The organism is Caballeronia sp. LjRoot29 (genome assembly GCF_964252755.1).
Classification (GTDB): Bacteria; Pseudomonadota; Gammaproteobacteria; order Burkholderiales; family Burkholderiaceae; genus Caballeronia.
Map to the genome: position 1 here is coordinate 13,851 of NZ_CAXUPU020000056.1, position 16,593 is coordinate 30,443.

The 16,593-nt window shown below is 60.7% G+C and carries 17 protein-coding genes; 11 read left to right on the top strand and 6 right to left on the bottom strand.

The window, feature by feature from the left end; translation table 11 throughout:
• Positions 1 to 17: 17 nt before the first annotated feature.
• From ACSQ83_RS34160 to ACSQ83_RS34205, 10 genes are all read left to right on the top strand, one after another.
• A complete protein-coding gene (locus tag ACSQ83_RS34160) occupies positions 18 to 1,346 on the top strand; it encodes a THUMP domain-containing class I SAM-dependent RNA methyltransferase (protein ID WP_414949418.1) in 1,329 nt (442 codons plus the stop codon).
• Between the two features lie 31 nt (positions 1,347 to 1,377).
• Complete coding sequence (locus tag ACSQ83_RS34165) at positions 1,378 to 2,784, top strand: aminopeptidase P N-terminal domain-containing protein (RefSeq protein ID WP_436231152.1); 1,407 nt, start codon at positions 1,378 to 1,380, stop codon at positions 2,782 to 2,784.
• Positions 2,774 to 4,009 carry a UbiH/UbiF/VisC/COQ6 family ubiquinone biosynthesis hydroxylase gene (locus tag ACSQ83_RS34170; protein ID WP_436231153.1) on the top strand — a complete coding sequence of 412 codons (1,236 nt, stop codon included), beginning with the start codon at positions 2,774 to 2,776 and terminating at the stop codon, positions 4,007 to 4,009. The genes ACSQ83_RS34165 and ACSQ83_RS34170 overlap by 11 nt, the downstream gene beginning before the upstream one ends.
• A 351-nt stretch (positions 4,010 to 4,360) precedes the next feature.
• Positions 4,361 to 5,473: a tRNA dihydrouridine synthase DusB gene (dusB, locus tag ACSQ83_RS34175; protein ID WP_414949423.1), complete on the top strand. Its 1,113-nt coding sequence runs from the start codon at positions 4,361 to 4,363 to the stop codon at positions 5,471 to 5,473.
• On the top strand, positions 5,470 to 5,703 hold the full coding sequence (locus ACSQ83_RS34180; RefSeq protein ID WP_299719526.1) for a Fis family transcriptional regulator: 234 nt from the start codon (positions 5,470 to 5,472) through the stop codon (positions 5,701 to 5,703). The genes dusB and ACSQ83_RS34180 overlap by 4 nt, the downstream gene beginning before the upstream one ends.
• Before the next feature lie 105 nt (positions 5,704 to 5,808).
• Complete coding sequence (gene purH, locus ACSQ83_RS34185; RefSeq protein WP_436231154.1) at positions 5,809 to 7,374, top strand: bifunctional phosphoribosylaminoimidazolecarboxamide formyltransferase/IMP cyclohydrolase; 1,566 nt, start codon at positions 5,809 to 5,811, stop codon at positions 7,372 to 7,374.
• 105 nt (positions 7,375 to 7,479) lie between these two features.
• Positions 7,480 to 8,022 (top strand): crossover junction endodeoxyribonuclease RuvC, encoded by a 543-nt coding sequence (ruvC, locus tag ACSQ83_RS34190; RefSeq protein WP_031357515.1) that lies wholly within the window; start codon positions 7,480 to 7,482, stop codon positions 8,020 to 8,022.
• A gap of 21 nt (positions 8,023 to 8,043) precedes the next feature.
• Positions 8,044 to 8,625, top strand: coding sequence for a Holliday junction branch migration protein RuvA (gene ruvA, locus ACSQ83_RS34195; RefSeq protein ID WP_436231155.1), 582 nt, complete (start codon positions 8,044 to 8,046; stop codon positions 8,623 to 8,625).
• 87 nt (positions 8,626 to 8,712) lie between these two features.
• On the top strand, positions 8,713 to 9,777 hold the full coding sequence (gene ruvB / locus ACSQ83_RS34200) for a Holliday junction branch migration DNA helicase RuvB (RefSeq protein ID WP_436231156.1): 1,065 nt from the start codon (positions 8,713 to 8,715) through the stop codon (positions 9,775 to 9,777).
• A 42-nt stretch (positions 9,778 to 9,819) separates the two neighbouring features.
• On the top strand, positions 9,820 to 10,761 hold the full coding sequence (locus ACSQ83_RS34205; protein WP_436231157.1) for an oxygenase MpaB family protein: 942 nt from the start codon (positions 9,820 to 9,822) through the stop codon (positions 10,759 to 10,761).
• Here ACSQ83_RS34205 and ACSQ83_RS34210 read toward each other — a convergent pair.
• The 3 genes from ACSQ83_RS34210 to tyrS form a co-directional block, all read right to left on the bottom strand.
• A complete protein-coding gene (locus tag ACSQ83_RS34210) occupies positions 10,758 to 11,420 on the bottom strand; it encodes a histidine phosphatase family protein (RefSeq protein ID WP_436231158.1) in 663 nt (220 codons plus the stop codon). The genes ACSQ83_RS34205 and ACSQ83_RS34210 overlap by 4 nt on opposite strands.
• A gap of 89 nt (positions 11,421 to 11,509) precedes the next feature.
• Positions 11,510 to 11,968 carry a D-aminoacyl-tRNA deacylase gene (gene dtd, locus ACSQ83_RS34215; protein WP_414949432.1) on the bottom strand — a complete coding sequence of 153 codons (459 nt, stop codon included), beginning with the start codon at positions 11,966 to 11,968 and terminating at the stop codon, positions 11,510 to 11,512.
• A 4-nt stretch (positions 11,969 to 11,972) separates the two neighbouring features.
• A complete protein-coding gene (gene tyrS / locus ACSQ83_RS34220) occupies positions 11,973 to 13,229 on the bottom strand; it encodes a tyrosine--tRNA ligase (protein WP_436231159.1) in 1,257 nt (418 codons plus the stop codon).
• Positions 13,230 to 13,622: 393 nt separating this feature from the next.
• Here tyrS and ACSQ83_RS34225 point away from each other — a divergent pair, with 393 nt between their 5' ends.
• Positions 13,623 to 14,756, top strand: coding sequence for an anhydro-N-acetylmuramic acid kinase (locus tag ACSQ83_RS34225; RefSeq protein WP_436231160.1), 1,134 nt, complete (start codon positions 13,623 to 13,625; stop codon positions 14,754 to 14,756).
• A 122-nt stretch (positions 14,757 to 14,878) separates the two neighbouring features.
• Here ACSQ83_RS34225 and erpA read toward each other — a convergent pair whose 3' ends face one another.
• The 3 genes from erpA to rplM all read right to left on the bottom strand — a co-directional run bounded on the left by erpA (position 14,879) and on the right by rplM (position 16,328).
• The gene (gene erpA / locus ACSQ83_RS34230; RefSeq protein WP_031357523.1) at positions 14,879 to 15,244 is read right to left on the bottom strand and encodes an iron-sulfur cluster insertion protein ErpA; all 366 of its coding nucleotides are present in this window, start codon (positions 15,242 to 15,244) and stop codon (positions 14,879 to 14,881) included.
• 251 nt (positions 15,245 to 15,495) lie between these two features.
• A complete protein-coding gene (gene rpsI, locus ACSQ83_RS34235) occupies positions 15,496 to 15,888 on the bottom strand; it encodes a 30S ribosomal protein S9 (protein WP_056355701.1) in 393 nt (130 codons plus the stop codon).
• An 11-nt stretch (positions 15,889 to 15,899) separates the two neighbouring features.
• Positions 15,900 to 16,328, bottom strand: a complete 429-nt coding sequence (gene rplM, locus ACSQ83_RS34240) for a 50S ribosomal protein L13 (RefSeq protein WP_031357525.1) — start codon at positions 16,326 to 16,328, stop codon at positions 15,900 to 15,902.
• Positions 16,329 to 16,593: the final 265 nt, after the last annotated feature.

The following is a 16,593-nucleotide window of genomic DNA, read 5'->3' on the forward strand; positions in this document are numbered from 1 at the left end:
CAAAAAAGCACCGCCCCATGGCCACTACTTTCCTTTTCGACTGGTTTGTCCCCTGCCCGCGCGGTCTCGAGGCCCCGCTTGCGGCCGAACTCAGCGAAATCGGAGCGAAGCACATTGAGGGCTCGCAATTCAGAACCGGCAAGGAAGTCCCGGGCGGCGTGCATTTCCGCGGCTCATGGGCCGCCGGCATGGCCGCCAACCTCCATTCGCGCATCGCAAGCCGCGTGTTGCTGAAACTGGCCCAAGGCCCGTATCGCAGCGAACACGACATCTACGAACTCGCATACCAGCAGCAATGGGAAAAATGGTTTTCGCCGAACGAAACCATTCGCGTCGACATCACCGCGATCAAATCCCCATTACGCAGCCTGGAATTCGCGACCTTGCGCGTGAAAGACGCCGTCTGCGACCGCTTGCGCGAATTGACCGGCAACCGTCCGAGCGTCGACACAGCGCAACCCGACGTCCGCGTCTTCGCGTTCCTCACGCTGAACGAATGCACGCTCTACCTCGACACCTCCGGCGACCCGCTCTTCAAACGCGGCTGGCGCCTGGATAAAGGCGCAGCCCCCTTGCGTGAAAACCTCGCCGCAGGAATCTTGCGCCTGACCGGCTGGACGCCGGGCACGCCGCTTTACGATCCGATGTGCGGCAGCGGCACGTTCCTCGCCGAAGCGGCGCAAGTCGCGCTGAACATCGCACCGGGCGTTGACCGCAGTTTCGGCTTCGAAAAGCTGAAGCAATACGACGTGAACGCGTGGCAAAAGCTGAAAGGCGCAGCCGTCGATGCCAAACGCGCCGCGGCATCATCGCGTGAGGATATCCAGATCTACGGCAGCGACATTTCCGGCGACATGCTCGACAAGGCGTACTCGAATCTGGAACGCGCGGGTTTGCCGGAGTTGTCGTTGAAACAACTCGATGCGCGCCACATGACGCCACCGTCGGACACCCCCGGCATCCTGGTCGCGAATCCGCCGTACGGCGAACGGATCGAAGTACGCGGACGCGGCCCGCGCGGCGAGCTTCGCGAACCGAAGAATCGCGGTCACGACGAAGACGAGGACGCATTCATCCGCGCGCAGCCGGACCCCGCCGACCAGGAGTTTTTCATCTCCTTCGGCAACGCGATGAAACAGCAGTTTCCGGGTTGGCGCGCGTACGTGCTGACATCGGATCGAAAACTGCCGGGCATGCTGCGGCTGCGTGAATCGACGAAAACGCCGCTGTTCAACGGCGCGCTCGAATGCCGGCTGTTCCGCTTCGACATGATTGCCGGCAGCGTGCGCAATCGCCCGGCCGCAGCGGAACCCGCCGCCGATCAAGCGCCCGAATCGAAGGAGTGAAGCCGGGCGGAGGCGGCGCTACAATCGCTGAATGAACTCATCGACTGAAGCCCAATCCTTATTAGCCGTCGACGTCTACCGCAGCCGCCGTGACCGCGTGCTCGCGGCGCTGCGGGAATCGGGCGGCGGCGTGGCAATCGTTCCGACGGCGCGCGAAGTCATGCGCAACCGCGACGCTGATTACCCGTTCCGCCACGACAGCTATTTCTATTACCTGACGGGCTTCACGGAACCGGAAGCAACGCTGGTCCTCAACGCCAGCGCTGACGCAGCTGACCCCGCCGCCATCCTGTTCTGCCGCGAGAAAAACGTCGAACGCGAAACGTGGGAAGGTTTCCGATACGGCCCGGTAGGCGCGCGTCTCGCGTTCGGTTTTGACGCAGCGTTCCCCATCGATCAACTCGATACGGAAATGCCCCGCCTCCTCGCCGATAACCCCGCGCTGCACTACGCGCTCGGCAGTTCCGGCGAGCTCGACGAGCAGGTTCGCGGCTGGCTCGCGGCGGTTCGGGCACAGAGCCGGATCGGCGTGAAAGCGCCGACGAAAGCAATCGATCTGCTGCCGGTGCTCGACGAAATGCGCCTCATCAAGGACGCGCACGAACTCGGGATCATGCGGCGCGCGGGCACGATCTCGGCCCAAGCGCACCGCCGCGCGATGCAAACCTGCCGCCCCGGCATGCACGAATACGAAATCGAAGCCGAGCTGCTCTACACGTTCCGCCGGCGCGGCGCGCAAGCGCCCGCGTACGGCACGATCGTCGCGGCCGGCGCGAATGCGTGCACGCTGCACTATCCGGCCGGCAACACGATCGTGCGCGAGGGCGACCTGATCCTGATCGACGCCGCGTGCGAGCTCGACGGCTACGCATCCGACATCACGCGTACGTTTCCGGCCAGCGGTCGGTTCACATCGGCGCAAAGGGAAATCTACGACATCGTGCTGGACGCGCAATATGCCGCCGTCGATGCCACCCGCGAAGGCGTCAGTTTCGACGCGCCGCACGAAGCCGCCGTTCGCGTATTGGCGCAGGGTTTGCTGGACACGGGGATCATTGACCGCAACAAGTTTGCCACCGTGGACGATGTCATCGCCGAGCGGGCTTATCAGCGTTTCTACATGCATCGGACGAGTCACTGGCTCGGCATGGACGTGCACGATGCCGGCGATTATCGCGACGCCCACGCGCAACTCGACGATCAGGGCGCGCGCGCGTGGCGCACGTTGAAGGCGGGCATGACGCTGACCATCGAACCGGGTCTGTATATTCGCGCGGCCGAGGACGTGCCGGAGCGGTATGCAGATATCGGTATCCGGATAGAGGATGACGCGATCGTCAACGCGAATGGTTGTGAGTTGATGACACGCGAAGTGCCCGTCGATGCCGACGAAATCGAAGCCCTGATGCGCGACGCGCAAACACCCGATGCAAATTGAAACCGCGGAAACTATCGGCCACGCGCCGCCGGCCGATTATCACTTCGATATCGCCATCGTCGGTGCAGGTCCGGTCGGGCTCGCGCTCGCCGGCTGGCTGGCGAAACGGAGCGCGACGTCGCGCTTGTCGGTAGCGTTGATCGATTCGCGCGCGCCTGACGCGGCGTCCTCCGATCCGCGCGCCATCGCGGTGTCGCATGGCAGTCGCGCGATGCTCGAGTCATCGCTCGGTTTTCCCGCCGATGCCACGCCGATCAAACGCATTCACGTCTCGCAGCGCGGCCAGTTCGGCCGCACGCTCATCGATCACGATGAACACGGCCTGCCCGCGCTCGGCTACGTCGTGCGTTATGGCTCGCTGGTTGCAACGCTCGCGCAAGCGCTCAGCAAAACCAGCGTGCATTGGTTCACGGAAACCACGGCATCAACACCTTTGCACGACCATGATGGCGTCACGCTCCCGATCCATTCGGCCACCGGCGACCGCACGATCCGCGCGCGCATTCTGGTGAATGCCGAAGGCGGGTTGTACAAGGAAGCGGATGCTTCGCCCCCCCCTTCCGCTCTTTCCGCCGACGTCAAGAACACGCGCGATTATGGCCAGACGGCTATTGTCGGAACGGTGAGCGTATCGGCGCCGCAACCAGGCGTCGCGTGGGAACGCTTCACGCCCGAAGGACCGATCGCGCTGCTGCCAAGCGGCGGCGCGCGCCAGGCAGACTACGCGCTCGTCTGGTGCTGTGACCCTGAAGAGGCGGCGCGGCGCTCGCAACTCCCCGACGCCGGATTCCTCGTTGAACTCGGCTCCGCGTTCGGTGAGCGCATGGGCCGCTTCACGCGCATCACCGGACGGGCAATGTTCCCGCTCGGCCTGAATGCGTTGAATGCACTGGTCGACCGGCGCACGGTCGCTATCGGAAACGCTGCGCAAACGCTGCATCCCGTTGCAGGGCAAGGACTCAATCTGGGTTTGCGTGATGCGCACGCGTTGTGCGACGCGTTATCGACGAATGGCCCGACCACCGTCGCGTTGAGTCTCTTTGCGCAACGGCGCGCATTGGACCGGCGCATGACGATTGGCGCAACCGATACGCTCGCGCGTCTTTTCACCGTCGATTTCCCCCCACTCGCCGCGATGCGCGGGTTGGCTTTGAGCGCGCTTGAGCTGGTCCCGCCGGTTAAAACCGTGCTGGCGCGACAGATGATGTTCGGGCAACGGCGCTGACTTCGAGCGAGTGCGGAGAGCAGCATTTTTAGTTATGGATGCCGCGCCGCGCAGACTCTCCTAAGCTGCTCACGATGGACACGCGTCAGGCACTTACGCTCCACTGTTTCTCCGACGCGCCTTGCATGAGATCCAACTCGGCCTAACGCGCTGACCACATCAAACATGCGTTCAGTGCACTGGATTCATCTGTCGATAGTTGGAGCTTTTCCTCTATTACGTTCGCGAGATTCATAGAAGATTTAACAACTTGCGCGTCGATTGGACTTAATTGGCCCAGCGCGTTCGCGTTAAAATAGCCGTTTCCTTAAGCGCTTTTGCATCCCTTTCCCAGGGAACACCGCGAGTTTCATGCCTATTTCCACACCGGCCATCGGCCCCCACATTTTGCGCAACAACTTGTTTGTCGCCCCCATGGCCGGGGTGACGGACCGCCCGTTCCGGCAGTTGTGCAAACGCATGGGAGCGGGTTACGCGGTGTCCGAAATGGTCGCGTCGAATGCGCAACTCTGGAAAAGCGAGAAAACGCTCCGTCGCGCGAATCACACCGGCGAAGTCGAGCCTATTTCCGTGCAAATCGCCGGCGCCGATCCGAAAATGCTCGCCGAAGCCGCGCGTCACAACGTGGCGAACGGCGCGCAGATTATCGACATCAACATGGGCTGCCCAGCCAAGAAAGTCTGCAATGTGGCGGCTGGGTCGGCATTGCTGCAAAACGAAGCGCTGGTCGCGCAGATCGTGCAGGCAGTGGTGAACGCCGTCGGCGTGGGCCCGGACTCCGTGCCCGTCACGTTGAAGATCCGCACAGGCTGGAATCGCGAGAACAAAAATGCGCTGAACATTGCGCGCATTGCGCAAGACGCGGGTATTTCCATGCTGACCGTGCATGGCCGCACGCGCGCCGATCTCTACAAGGGCGACGCGGAATACGAGACCATTGCAGCCGTCAAAGCGTCCGTACGTATTCCGGTGGTGGCCAACGGCGACATCGCCACGCCGGAAAAAGCGCGCCACGTTCTGGCCATTACCGGTGCGGATGCAATCATGATCGGCCGCGCCGCGCAGGGGCGCCCGTGGCTCTTCCGGGAGATCGAACACTTCCTGGCAACCGGCGAATATTTGCCGGCGCCGCGTATCGACGAGATCCAGCAACTGATGAATGAGCATCTCGAAGATCACTATGATTTCTATGGCGAATTCACGGGCGTTCGTACAGCGCGCAAGCACATCGGCTGGTACACTCGCGGCCTTTCCGGCGCCAACACGTTCAGACATCGGATGAACACGCTGGATTCCACACGCGAACAATTGCTCGCCGTGAACGAATTCTTCGACGCCCAAAAGGCGTTGTCCGACCGTCTCGTCTATGTCGAAGAACTCGGCGGGGACGGCGACCGCGGCGGCAACGACGAAGCTGAAGAATCGTGCGACGGGCAGAACCACACAGACCGACTAGCCGCATGAGCAGACACAACATAGAACAATGCGTCCGCCAGAGCCTGGACAATTATTTCCAGGACTTGGACGGGTCGAAACCGCACGACGTCTACGAAATGGTGATTTCGTGCGTCGAAAAGCCGATGCTGGAAGTTGTGCTGAAGCAAGCCGAGGGCAATCAATCGCTCGCGGCGGAATTTCTGGGCATCAACCGCAACACGCTGCGCAAGAAGCTGCAACAGCACGGACTGATTTAACGCAGTTGTCTTATTGATGTACCACCCGGACCGTCGCGGCGTACGGCGGTCGACTCGAATTCCTGATTCCCCTCGACTCCCCTACCGGCTCCCGCCGTTCCCATCATGATCAAGCAAGCGCTCCTTTCCGTTTCCGACAAGTCTGGCATCGTCGAATTTGCGAAATCGCTGTCGGAGTTAGGCGTTAGCCTGCTCTCGACCGGCGGCACCGCGAAACTCCTGGCCGATGCCGGTCTGCCTGTCACCGAAGTCGCCGACTACACCGGTTTCCCGGAGATGCTCGACGGCCGCGTGAAAACGCTGCACCCGAAGGTTCACGGCGGCATCCTCGCGCGCCGCGATCTGCCGGAACACATGGCCGCGCTCGAACAGCACGACATTCCGACTATCGACCTGCTTGTCGTGAACCTGTATCCGTTCGTGCAGACGGTGTCGAAAGAAGAATGCTCGCTGGAAGACGCGATCGAAAATATCGATATTGGCGGCCCGACCATGTTGCGTTCGGCGGCGAAAAATCATCGTGACGTGACGGTGATTGTCGATCCCGCGGATTACGCGATCGTTCTCGACGAAATGCGCTCGGCGAAAAACACCGTCAGCTACGCGACGAACTTCAAGCTCGCAACCAAGGTGTTTGCCCACACGGCGCAATACGATGGCGCGATCACGAACTACCTGACGAGCCTGACCGACGAGTTGCAGCACAAGAGCCGCAACACGTATCCGTCGACGTTCAACCTCGCGTTCACCAAGGTGCAGGATCTGCGATACGGCGAGAATCCGCATCAAAGCGCGGCGTTCTATCGCGATCTCACCACACCGGCCGGCGCGCTCGCGAACTACGAGCAACTGCAGGGCAAGGAACTGTCGTACAACAACATTGCCGACTCCGACGCTGCGTGGGAGTGCGTGAAGACCTTCGACGTTCCGGCTTGCGTGATCATCAAGCACGCGAATCCGTGCGGCGTAGCGATTGGCGCGGACGCACACGAAGCGTATTCGAAAGCGTTCCAGACCGATCCTACGTCGGCGTTCGGCGGCATCATCGCGTTCAATCGTGAAGTGGATGAAGCGGCGGCGCAAGCTGTTGCCAAGCAGTTCGTGGAAGTGCTGATGGCGCCCTCGTTCAGCGACGCAGCCAAGCAGATTTTCGCGGCGAAGCAGAACGTGCGTCTGCTGAAGCTCGATCTCGGTGACGGTCATAATGCATTCGACCTGAAGCGCGTTGGCGGCGGCTTGCTCGTGCAGTCGCTGGATTCGAAGAACGTCCAGCCGCACGAATTGCGCGTGGTCACGAAGCGTCACCCGACGCCGAAGGAAATGGACGACCTGCTGTTCGCGTGGCGTGTTGCCAAGTACGTGAAGTCGAACGCCATTGTGTTCTGCGGCGGCGGCATGACGATCGGCGTGGGCGCGGGCCAGATGAGCCGCGTGGATTCGGCGCGCATTGCCAGCATCAAGGCGCAGAACGCTGGCTTGTCGCTGGCCGGATCGGCGGTGGCATCGGACGCGTTTTTCCCGTTCCGCGACGGCCTCGACGTCGTGGTCAACGCTGGCGCGACCTGTGTCATCCAGCCGGGCGGTTCCATGCGCGATGACGAAGTGATTGCCGCTGCGGACGAGCACAACATTGCGATGGTCCTGACCGGAACGCGTCACTTCCGGCACTAAGCACGCTTTACCTTCGGAGAGCCCGGTAGCCGGCAGGCGCACCGGGCTTTTTACTTTTTGCGCCGCGCTGTTAGTATCGCAAGCACTACGTTCCAACGGCACTCCATGAGAATTCTCGGTATTGACCCGGGCCTGCGCGTGACGGGGTTCGGCGTTATCGACAAGACCGGTCAAACGCTGACCTATGTGACGAGCGGCGTCATCAAGACCGCCGACGCCGATTTGCCGTCGCGTCTCCACACGATCTTCGAAGGTATCTCGACACTGGTCCGGCAACACGCGCCCGACCAGTCCGCGATCGAAAAAGTGTTCGTCAACGTTAATCCGCAATCCACGCTGCTGCTCGGCCAGGCGCGCGGCGCTGCAATCTGCGGCCTGGTCGCGAGCGGCGTGCCCGTGGCCGAATATACGGCGCTGCAGTTGAAGCAAGCGGTGGTGGGCTACGGCCGCGCAACGAAAGAACAAATGCAGCAAATGGTCGTGCGCTTGCTCGCGCTCACGGGGGTGCCGGGCACCGACGCCGCCGATGCGCTCGGCATGGCCATCTGCCACGCGCACGCAGGCGGCGCGATGACTGCGCTCGGCGAGATCGCACCATCGCTGGCTAAAAAGGGCCTGCGCGTACGGCGCGGCCGTCTTGTCGGCTAACTCCACTACAAGTTCCTCACCATGATTGGTCGCATTGCAGGCGTTTTGCTGGAAAAAAACCCACCGTACTTGCTCGTTGATTGCGGCGGCGTAGGCTACGAGATCGCCGTACCCATGAGCACCTTCTATAACCTGCCGAACAGCGGCGAAAAGATCGTGCTGCTGACTCAGTTGATCGTTCGTGAAGACGCGCATTTGCTTTACGGCTTCGGTACGCAACAGGAGCGCACGACCTTCCGTGAACTGCTCAAGATCAGCGGCATTGGTGCACGCATGGCGCTCGCCGTCCTGTCCGGCATGAGCGTTGAGGAACTCGCGCAGGCCGTGACGATGCAGGACGCCGCGCGGCTGACACGTACGCCCGGCATTGGCAAGAAGACGGCCGAGCGCCTGCTACTCGAACTGAAGGGCAAGCTTGGCGCGGATCTGGGCACGGTAACGGGCACGGTGAGCGGCCCCGATCACGCGAGCGATATCCTGAATGCATTGCTGTCACTGGGTTACTCCGAAAAAGAAGCACTGATGTCGGTCAAGAATGTTCCGGCCGGCACGGGCGTCTCGGAAGGCATCAAGCTGGCCCTGAAAGCGCTTTCCAAGAGCTAGTCAGGCCAGTCTCTCGCGCGGCCGATCGGCCAACAGTCGGCCGATAGGCCAGCTTTTCGTCTTCGAGCCACGCGGTACAATCGACGCATGATAGAAACCGACAAACTCGCTGCCGAACGCATCATTTCGGCTACTCCCGTCTCGCCGAACGAGGAAGTGTTCGAGCGCGCGCTGCGGCCGCGCGATCTCGAGGAATACGTCGGGCAGGAGAAGATCCGCGATCAGCTCCAGATTTTTATCGAGGCCGCGCGGCGGCGCTCCGAGGCGCTCGATCACGTTCTGTTGTTCGGGCCGCCGGGTCTCGGCAAGACCACGCTGGCGCATATCATCGCGCGGGAGATGGGCGTTAATCTGCGGCAGACGTCGGGACCGGTCCTGGAACGCGCCGGCGACCTCGCCGCGCTGCTGACCAATCTTGAGAAGAACGATGTGCTTTTCATCGACGAAATCCACCGGCTGTCGCCGGTCGTCGAAGAAATTCTGTATCCGGCGCTCGAGGATTATCAGATCGACATCATGATCGGTGAAGGTCCGGCGGCACGCAGCGTCAAGCTGGATTTGCAGCCGTTCACGCTGGTTGGCGCGACCACGCGGGCTGGCATGCTGACCAATCCGTTACGCGATCGCTTCGGCATTGTGTCGCGGCTGGAGTTCTACACCGCTAGCGAACTGGCGCGGATCGTCACGCGCTCCGCGTCGCTGCTGAAGGCGGATATTGTCCCGGAAGGGGCGTTGGAAATTGCGAAGCGGGCGCGTGGCACACCGCGCATTGCGAACCGGTTACTGCGGCGCGTACGTGATTACGCTGAAGTAAGAGCGGACGGCAACATCACAGCCGACGTCGCCGATGCCGCGTTGAAAATGCTCGACGTCGATCCGGTCGGCTTCGACCTGATGGACCGGAAACTACTGGAAGCGATCCTGCACAAATTCGATGGCGGTCCGGTCGGCGTCGACAATCTGGCAGCAGCTATTGGCGAAGAACGCGACACCATTGAAGACGTGCTGGAACCCTATTTGATTCAGCAGGGTTATTTACAGCGCACGCCGCGCGGACGCGTTGCCACGTTACTCACGTATCGCCACTTTGGGCTAGCCGCTCCCGACGCCGGCCCGGTCCGCGAACTGTGGGATGCCAACGCAGATAGCTGAGCCAGCAGTGTCAGCGTAATAGCCCCTTGGATAGCCGAAGCGATGTCCGATCAAGCCAGTCCGCGCCCTGACGATTCATCCGGCTTCGCCGGCTCGTTGGTCAAGCGAGTGCGCTCCCGACTTGCCAACGGCGTCACGAGCCTGACTACCGGCAGTGGGCCATCGCTGGATTATTCGTCGCCGCCGGGCGACCCGGGACTGTTCGGACCGGACGCAATTTGCTGGAAAGTCCACGCCGACTTCACGTCGATGATGACCGGCGGCGTCAGCGCCCTGCTGCTCCAAGCCCTTCACCCAATAGCGCTCGCGGGCGTCTGGGACCATTCCACCTTTCGCACCGATATTCTCGGACGCCTGCGCCGCACGGCCACGTTTATCGCGGGTACGACCTACGGCAATAAGCATGACGCGCTTGCGCTCATCGAACGTGTAAAGCAGATTCACCTCTCCGTGACGGGCACGGCTCCCGACGGACGGCCATATCGTGCAAGCGATCCCGAGTTGCTGACATGGGTTCACGTCGCGGAAGTATCGAGTTTCCTGAAGGCGCATTTGCGATATGTGAACCCGTTGCTTTCCCTCGAGGCACAGGATCGCTATTACGTGGAGACGTCGACCATAGCGGAGATGCTCGGCGCGACCAATGTGCCGAAGAGTTGCGCGGAGATCGACAATTATCTGGCGTTAATGCAGCCACAGCTGGAAGCAAGCGACCGCACCCGGGAAGTGCTGAAGGTGCTGATGAATGCACCAACGCCGAGTGTCGCGATGAAACCCGCCAGCGCGCTAATCCTGAACGCGGGTGTGGACCTGCTGCCTGACTGGGCGCAATCGATGCTCGGATTCAGCGCACTTTCGACGCTACGTCGCGCGTGGACGCGGCCGGGCATCAAGATGATTGCGCCGTTGATACGTTGGGCGCTGAACAATGGCGTGTCCAAACGAGCCCGTCTCCGCGCGGCGATGAAGCCTGATTTGCTCTAGCGCGGGACTTCCTTGAGGTCGTCGTCGCTGCCGGGGAACGAAAGATGCGCGACATCGCCCCAGGACACGATCTTCGTTTGACCGTTCTCAAAGTCCACTACATTAATACTGGAATTCAGCAGCGGCCAGTCGCGTGGCGCGTCGAGCGGCACGCCGCGCACGAACCGGTAAATGCAATCCAGCACCCCTCCGTGGGCAACAACGGCAATGCGTCCGTCCGGATGCGCGGCCGCGATCGGCTCGACAGCGTTCAGCACACGTTGTGAGAATGCTCGTTGCGATTCACCTGCGGGCGGCGAGAAGTCCGGATTGTGGCTCTGCCAGATCGCGTATTCCTCGGGATACTTCCCCCGGATCTCATCGCTGCTGTGACCTTGAAAGTCACCGTATAAACGCTCGCGCAGACCTGCGTTCAAGTTCAGCGTCAAACCAAGCGCATCTGCAAAGGGTTGGGCCGTTTGCTGAGCGCGCAGCAGATCGCTGCAATAGATGGCGTCGAGCTGGGCGCCGGCTTTCGACTCCTGTAAGAGACGCTGCGCCAGTTGCCCTGCTTGCACCATGCCACTTGAAGCCAGCGGAATATCAATGTGCCCCTGAATACGCTTGATGCGATTCCAGTCGGTTTCGCCGTGCCTGATGAAGAGAACTTGCGTGGTCATGAGATACGTGAAATTCCGGAAGATGCCCCTGGAACGACGGGTGCAGTGACAAAACTCAGGGGACGTCCCGGGGACATCTCAAAGACGTCTCAGGGACGAACTTGTAGCCAGAACGTGACGGGCCCGTCGTTGACCAGCGACACTTGCATATCCGCGCCGAACTCGCCCGTTTCGATAATGGGATGCGCGGCGCGTGCTTGCGAAACGAAGTAATCAAACAGCTTGCGGCCTTCTTCTGGCGGCGCAGCCGGTGTGAAGCTTGGCCGCAGCCCGCTGGAGGTATCGGCGGCGAGGGTGAATTGCGATACCAGCAACACGCCGCCCGCGCGCCCGGCGCCATCTATGTCCCGCACCGGCAGATTCATTTTGCCGGCGGCATCGCTGAAAACCCGATACGCCAGCATCTTCGCCAGGAGCTTGTCGGCGACTGCGGGCGTGTCGCCTCGCTCCGCGCACACAAGCGCCAGCAAGCCGGCATCGATCGCACCCGTCACGCGGTCGCCCACACGAACGTCAGCTCGCAAGACACGCTGAATGAGTGCGATCACGCGCTTACGCTGCCAGCGTGACGCGCGCGAAGCGGCGCTTGCCGACCTGCACCACAAACTCGCCCGCTTCGATCTTCAAGCCCTTGTCCGACACGATCGCGCCGTCGATCTTCACGCCACCCTGTTCGATATTGCGCAGCGCTTCGCTGGTCGAAGGCACCAGCCCGGCTTGCTTCAGCAGTTGCCCGATCGCGAGCGGAGCGCCATTGAGCGTCACCGACGGAATTTCGTCCGGCACACCGCCCTTCGCACGATGGTTGAAGTCTTCCAGCGCCCGCTCAGCGTCAGCCGGCGAATGGAAACGCGTAACGATCTCCTGCCCCAGCAGCACCTTGAAATCCCGCGGGTTGCGACCACCCTCGGCTTCGCTTTTGAAACGCGCAATCTCTTCCATGCTTCTAAACGACAGCAATTCGAAGTAGCGCCACATGAGCGTGTCAGAGATGCTCATCAGCTTGCCGAACATGTCTGAGGGCTTCTCGCTAATGCCGATGTAGTTGTGCTTCGACTTCGACATCTTCTCGACGCCGTCCAGCCCTTCCAGCAGCGGCATGGTCAAGATGCATTGCTGCTCCTGGCCGTATTGCTTTTGCAATTCACGGCCAACCAGCAGGTTGAACTTCTGGTCCGTGCCGCCGAGTTCGAGATCGGCATTCAGCGCAACCGAGTCGTAGCCTTGCATGAGCGGATACAGCAACTCATGAATCGAAATAGGCATTCCACCCTGGTAACGCTTCGTGAAATCCTCGCGCTCAAGGATCCGCGCGACCGTATAGCGCGACGCGAGCTTGATCATGCCGTCGGCGCCGAGCGGCATGGACCACTCGCTGTTGTAACGCATCTCGGTCTTTTCACGATCGAGCACGAGCGCAGCCTGCTCGAAATAAGTCTTCGCGTTCTCTTCGATCTGCTCACGCGTCAACGGCGGCCGCGTGGCGTTACGCCCTGACGGATCGCCAATCAGCGACGTGAAGTCGCCGATCAGGAAGATCACCGTGTGGCCAAGGTCCTGCAACTGACGCATTTTGTTCAGGACAACCGTATGGCCGATGTGAATATCGGGCGCGGTCGGATCGAGCCCAAGCTTGATACGCAGCGGCTTGCCGCTTGCGGCGCTTCGAGCCAGCTTCTGTGCGAACTCGGCTTCAATCAGTAGCTCGTCACAGCCCCGTTTCGCGATGGCAAGAGCCGCCTGCACTTCGTCGGTGAGGGGCAAGGTTTTCGCAGCCGAAGCCGGAGAGTCGTTCGGTTCAGTGGTCATGCTTGCAACTTTTCGGGTGATTTATTCGGGGCGCTAACAGGCGCCAGTCGGGCAACAGCCGCTGTTTCGAGATTCGTCCATGCTCACGTTCGGACACGGAAAAAACGCGCGGCATTCGCTTGTTCAGGCAACGGATTTTACGTGATGTCGACTTCCTTCGCCCCGTTTTCCCCGCGCGTTGGCCATTCGGCCAGGTTTTGGGCACCGGGAAGCCGAATACAACGCGCGAAATGTGACCGAATGGCCAACGGCTTAACGCGCGGCATCGATGCGTGGATAATCGGTCCATCGCGGCCGCTTTGGCCGTAAGAATTGCACCGATGGCTGCTAAAACACGGTCCTCGGTGAACCCGCATCGAACAGGAGAGCAACGTGGCGCGACGGACCGAGGCGATGGAAACAGGCGATATGGCGGACGGCGTGTACTTTGGGCTGATGTCGGGTACGAGCATGGATGGCGTGGATGGCATTGCCGTCCAGTTCACCGCCGGTAAGCCGCCCGTTGTGCTCGGAGAGGCCCATGTCGGATTCTCGCAAGGCCTGCGCGACGCGCTCTTCGCCCTTCAGGCCCCTGGCGACAACGAACTGGAACGCGAAGCCCTTGCAGCCAACGCGCTGGCCACGCGTTACGCCGTGTGTTGCCACGAACTGGCAAGCATGAGCGGCTATTCGTCCGCAAAAGTCCGCGCGATCGGCGTACACGGGCAGACCGTGCGTCACAGGCCGGAAAAGGGTTACACGCGGCAAATCAACAATCCCGCGCTGCTCGCTGAAATGACCAACGTCGATATAGTTGCTGACTTCCGCAGCCGCGATGTCGCCGCCGGAGGCCAAGGCGCGCCGCTCGTCCCGGCCTTTCACGCGACCATTTTCGGCAGCAAGAACGAGACGCGCGTGGTCTGCAATCTGGGCGGCATCAGCAATATCACCATTCTCTCGGCCAACGGCAGTGTTCATGGCTTCGATTGCGGACCCGCGAACGCATTGCTGGACGAATGGGCGCACCGGCATCTGAAACGCCCCTTCGACGAAGGCGGTCATTTCGCGGCACGAGGCCAGGTGCATCGCCCGCTGCTGAACACGCTGCTCAACGAACCGTTCTTCGAACAGCAGCCACCCAAAAGCACCGGCCGGGATCTGTTTAACCCCGCGTGGCTCGATACCAAGCTCGTCGGTTTTGAAACGCTATCGCCCGAAGATGTACAGGCCACGCTTGTCGCGCTGACTGCCATCACCGTGGCGAGAGAGATCGAGCGGCATGCTTCCGATTGCCGCGCGGTCTATGTTTGCGGCGGCGGCGCCCGTAATCCGGTGTTGATGCAGGCTATCCAGCAGGCGCTTGGAGAGAGCGGCGTGGCGGGTGTCCCCGTGATGACCACTGAAGCGCTCGGCGTGCCGCCACAGCAGGTGGAAGCATTGGCATTCGCATGGCTTGCAATGCGCTGCGTGGCCCGTAAGCCGGGTAATGTCTCAGCGGTGACAGGCGCCGCCGGGGAACGGGTCCTAGGGGCGATTTATCCGCGTTGAAGTCTCGTGAGGTCTCGTTGAGGCCTGAGGCTGCACAAAACAAAAACGGAGCCCGAAGGCTCCGTTTCACAACTGCATTTCGCCGCGCAATCTAGCCGCGCAGTCGATTCAACTAATCACAATCAAGCCGAGAACGACGAGCCGCAACCGCAGGTGCTGGTTGCATTCGGATTCTTGATCACGAACTGCGCGCCGTTCAAATCGTCTTTGTAGTCAATCTCAGCGCCGACGAGGTATTGATAGCTCATTGAATCGATCAGGAGCTGTACGCCAGCTTTGTCCATCACGGTGTCGTCTTCGTTGATGGCTTCGTCAAACGTAAAGCCATACTGGAAACCCGAACAGCCGCCGCCTTGCACGAACACACGCAGCTTCAATTCCGGATTGCCTTCTTCGTCGATCAGTTGCTTGACCTTGTCAGCTGCTGCGTCGGTGAAAACAAACGGCAACGGCATTTCGGTCGTGGGGGTATCGGTGACAGCGTTCATTCGAACTCTCCAAAAAAGCTTCTAGGGATTATTGTAGGGCTGATCTCAATATCGTGCTGGAAGCCCATGTAATCAATAGGCTATCGGTCCACAGTATCCCGAAATTGCCGTGGCTGCTTGGAACATCGCCAAAAGACTGCTGCAATCTGTTGAGCATCCACCACGAAAGCCACGAAAAAAGCCGCCAGCGCATACACGCAGGCGGCTTTTCGAGCCATTTCGCCGCAAAAACGACGAAACCGCCAAACAGCTTAACGCTTCGAGAATTGTTTCCTGCGACGTGCCTTGTGGAAACCAACCTTCTTACGTTCAACTTCACGAGCATCGCGGGTAACGAAGCCAGCTTGCGACAGCGTGGGCTTCAGCGTTGCGTCGTAGTCCATCAGCGCGCGGGTGATGCCGTGGCGAACTGCACCGGCCTGACCCGTTTCGCCGCCGCCGTTCACGTTGACTTTGATGTCGAACGTGGTGGCGTGGCTCGTCAGTTCGAGCGGCTGGCGCACGATCATCAGCGACGTTTCGCGCGAGAAGTAATCAGCAATGGGCTTGCCATTGACAATGATCTCGCCCGTACCGGACTTGATGAACACGCGAGCAACGGCGCTCTTGCGGCGGCCCGTACCGTAATTCCAATTACCGATCATATGGGCTCCCTTTAGATCTCGAGCGCTTTAGGCTGTTGAGCCGTATGCGGATGCGTTGCGCCAGCGTAGACCTTGAGCTTCTTGATCATCGCGTAGCCGAGCGGACCTTTCGGCAACATGCCTTTAACGGCCTTCTCGAACGCGCGGCCCGGGAAGCGTTCTTGCATCTTGTTGAACGTCGTTTCGTAGATGCCGCCCGGATAGCCCGAGTGACGATAGTACTTCTTGTCAGTACCCTTGTTGCCCGTGACGCGCAACTTGCTGGCGTTGATGATGACGATGAAATCGCCAGTGTCGACGTGCGGGGTGAACTCGGGTTTGTGCTTGCCGCGAAGTCGGGCGGCCACTTCACTGGCGACACGTCCGAGAACCTTATCCGTCGCGTCAATCACGTACCATTCACGCGTCACCTCATGGGCTTTTGCGGAAAACGTCTTCATGATCGATCCAAAAAATAATTCTGCCCTGCTTTGTCCCGCTTGTATGAAAGTGCGCATCGAGGCGCGTGCGGGCTCTCCCTGGTTCTCATCCGCGGGCATGGTGCGGATAGAGAACTTTGAATTATAAGGGAAATTTCGATGTGAAGTCAAAATATGCCTGTCGGCCAGTTGAATTCACCCGGATTTAGCGTTGAGCGATGACATTGCGGGGAATTTCGCGAGCGACCCGCCGGGCTCGATCTGACCAAAACCCACGTTAAAGCAG

Bases quoted from the DNA above. Each gene is read 5' to 3' on its own strand.
- ACSQ83_RS34165 (WP_436231152.1), top strand. From the start codon at position 1,378: ATGAACTCATCGACTGAAGCCCAATCCTTATTAGCCGTCGACGTCTAC.
- ACSQ83_RS34180 (WP_299719526.1), top strand. From the start codon at position 5,470: ATGAGCAGACACAACATAGAACAATGCGTCCGCCAGAGCCTGGACAAT.
- rplM (WP_031357525.1), bottom strand. From the start codon at position 16,328: ATGAAGACGTTTTCCGCAAAAGCCCATGAGGTGACGCGTGAATGGTAC.
- ACSQ83_RS34225 (WP_436231160.1), top strand. From the start codon at position 13,623: ATGGAAACAGGCGATATGGCGGACGGCGTGTACTTTGGGCTGATGTCG.
- ACSQ83_RS34170 (WP_436231153.1), top strand. From the start codon at position 2,774: ATGCAAATTGAAACCGCGGAAACTATCGGCCACGCGCCGCCGGCCGAT.
- ruvB (WP_436231156.1), top strand. From the start codon at position 8,713: ATGATAGAAACCGACAAACTCGCTGCCGAACGCATCATTTCGGCTACT.
- ruvA (WP_436231155.1), top strand. From the start codon at position 8,044: ATGATTGGTCGCATTGCAGGCGTTTTGCTGGAAAAAAACCCACCGTAC.
- dusB (WP_414949423.1), top strand. From the start codon at position 4,361: ATGCCTATTTCCACACCGGCCATCGGCCCCCACATTTTGCGCAACAAC.
- erpA (WP_031357523.1), bottom strand. From the start codon at position 15,244: ATGAACGCTGTCACCGATACCCCCACGACCGAAATGCCGTTGCCGTTT.
- tyrS (WP_436231159.1), bottom strand. From the start codon at position 13,229: ATGACCACTGAACCGAACGACTCTCCGGCTTCGGCTGCGAAAACCTTG.
- rpsI (WP_056355701.1), bottom strand. From the start codon at position 15,888: ATGATCGGTAATTGGAATTACGGTACGGGCCGCCGCAAGAGCGCCGTT.
- ruvC (WP_031357515.1), top strand. From the start codon at position 7,480: ATGAGAATTCTCGGTATTGACCCGGGCCTGCGCGTGACGGGGTTCGGC.
- ACSQ83_RS34160 (WP_414949418.1), top strand. From the start codon at position 18: ATGGCCACTACTTTCCTTTTCGACTGGTTTGTCCCCTGCCCGCGCGGT.
- ACSQ83_RS34205 (WP_436231157.1), top strand. From the start codon at position 9,820: ATGTCCGATCAAGCCAGTCCGCGCCCTGACGATTCATCCGGCTTCGCC.
- purH (WP_436231154.1), top strand. From the start codon at position 5,809: ATGATCAAGCAAGCGCTCCTTTCCGTTTCCGACAAGTCTGGCATCGTC.
- ACSQ83_RS34210 (WP_436231158.1), bottom strand. From the start codon at position 11,420: ATGACCACGCAAGTTCTCTTCATCAGGCACGGCGAAACCGACTGGAAT.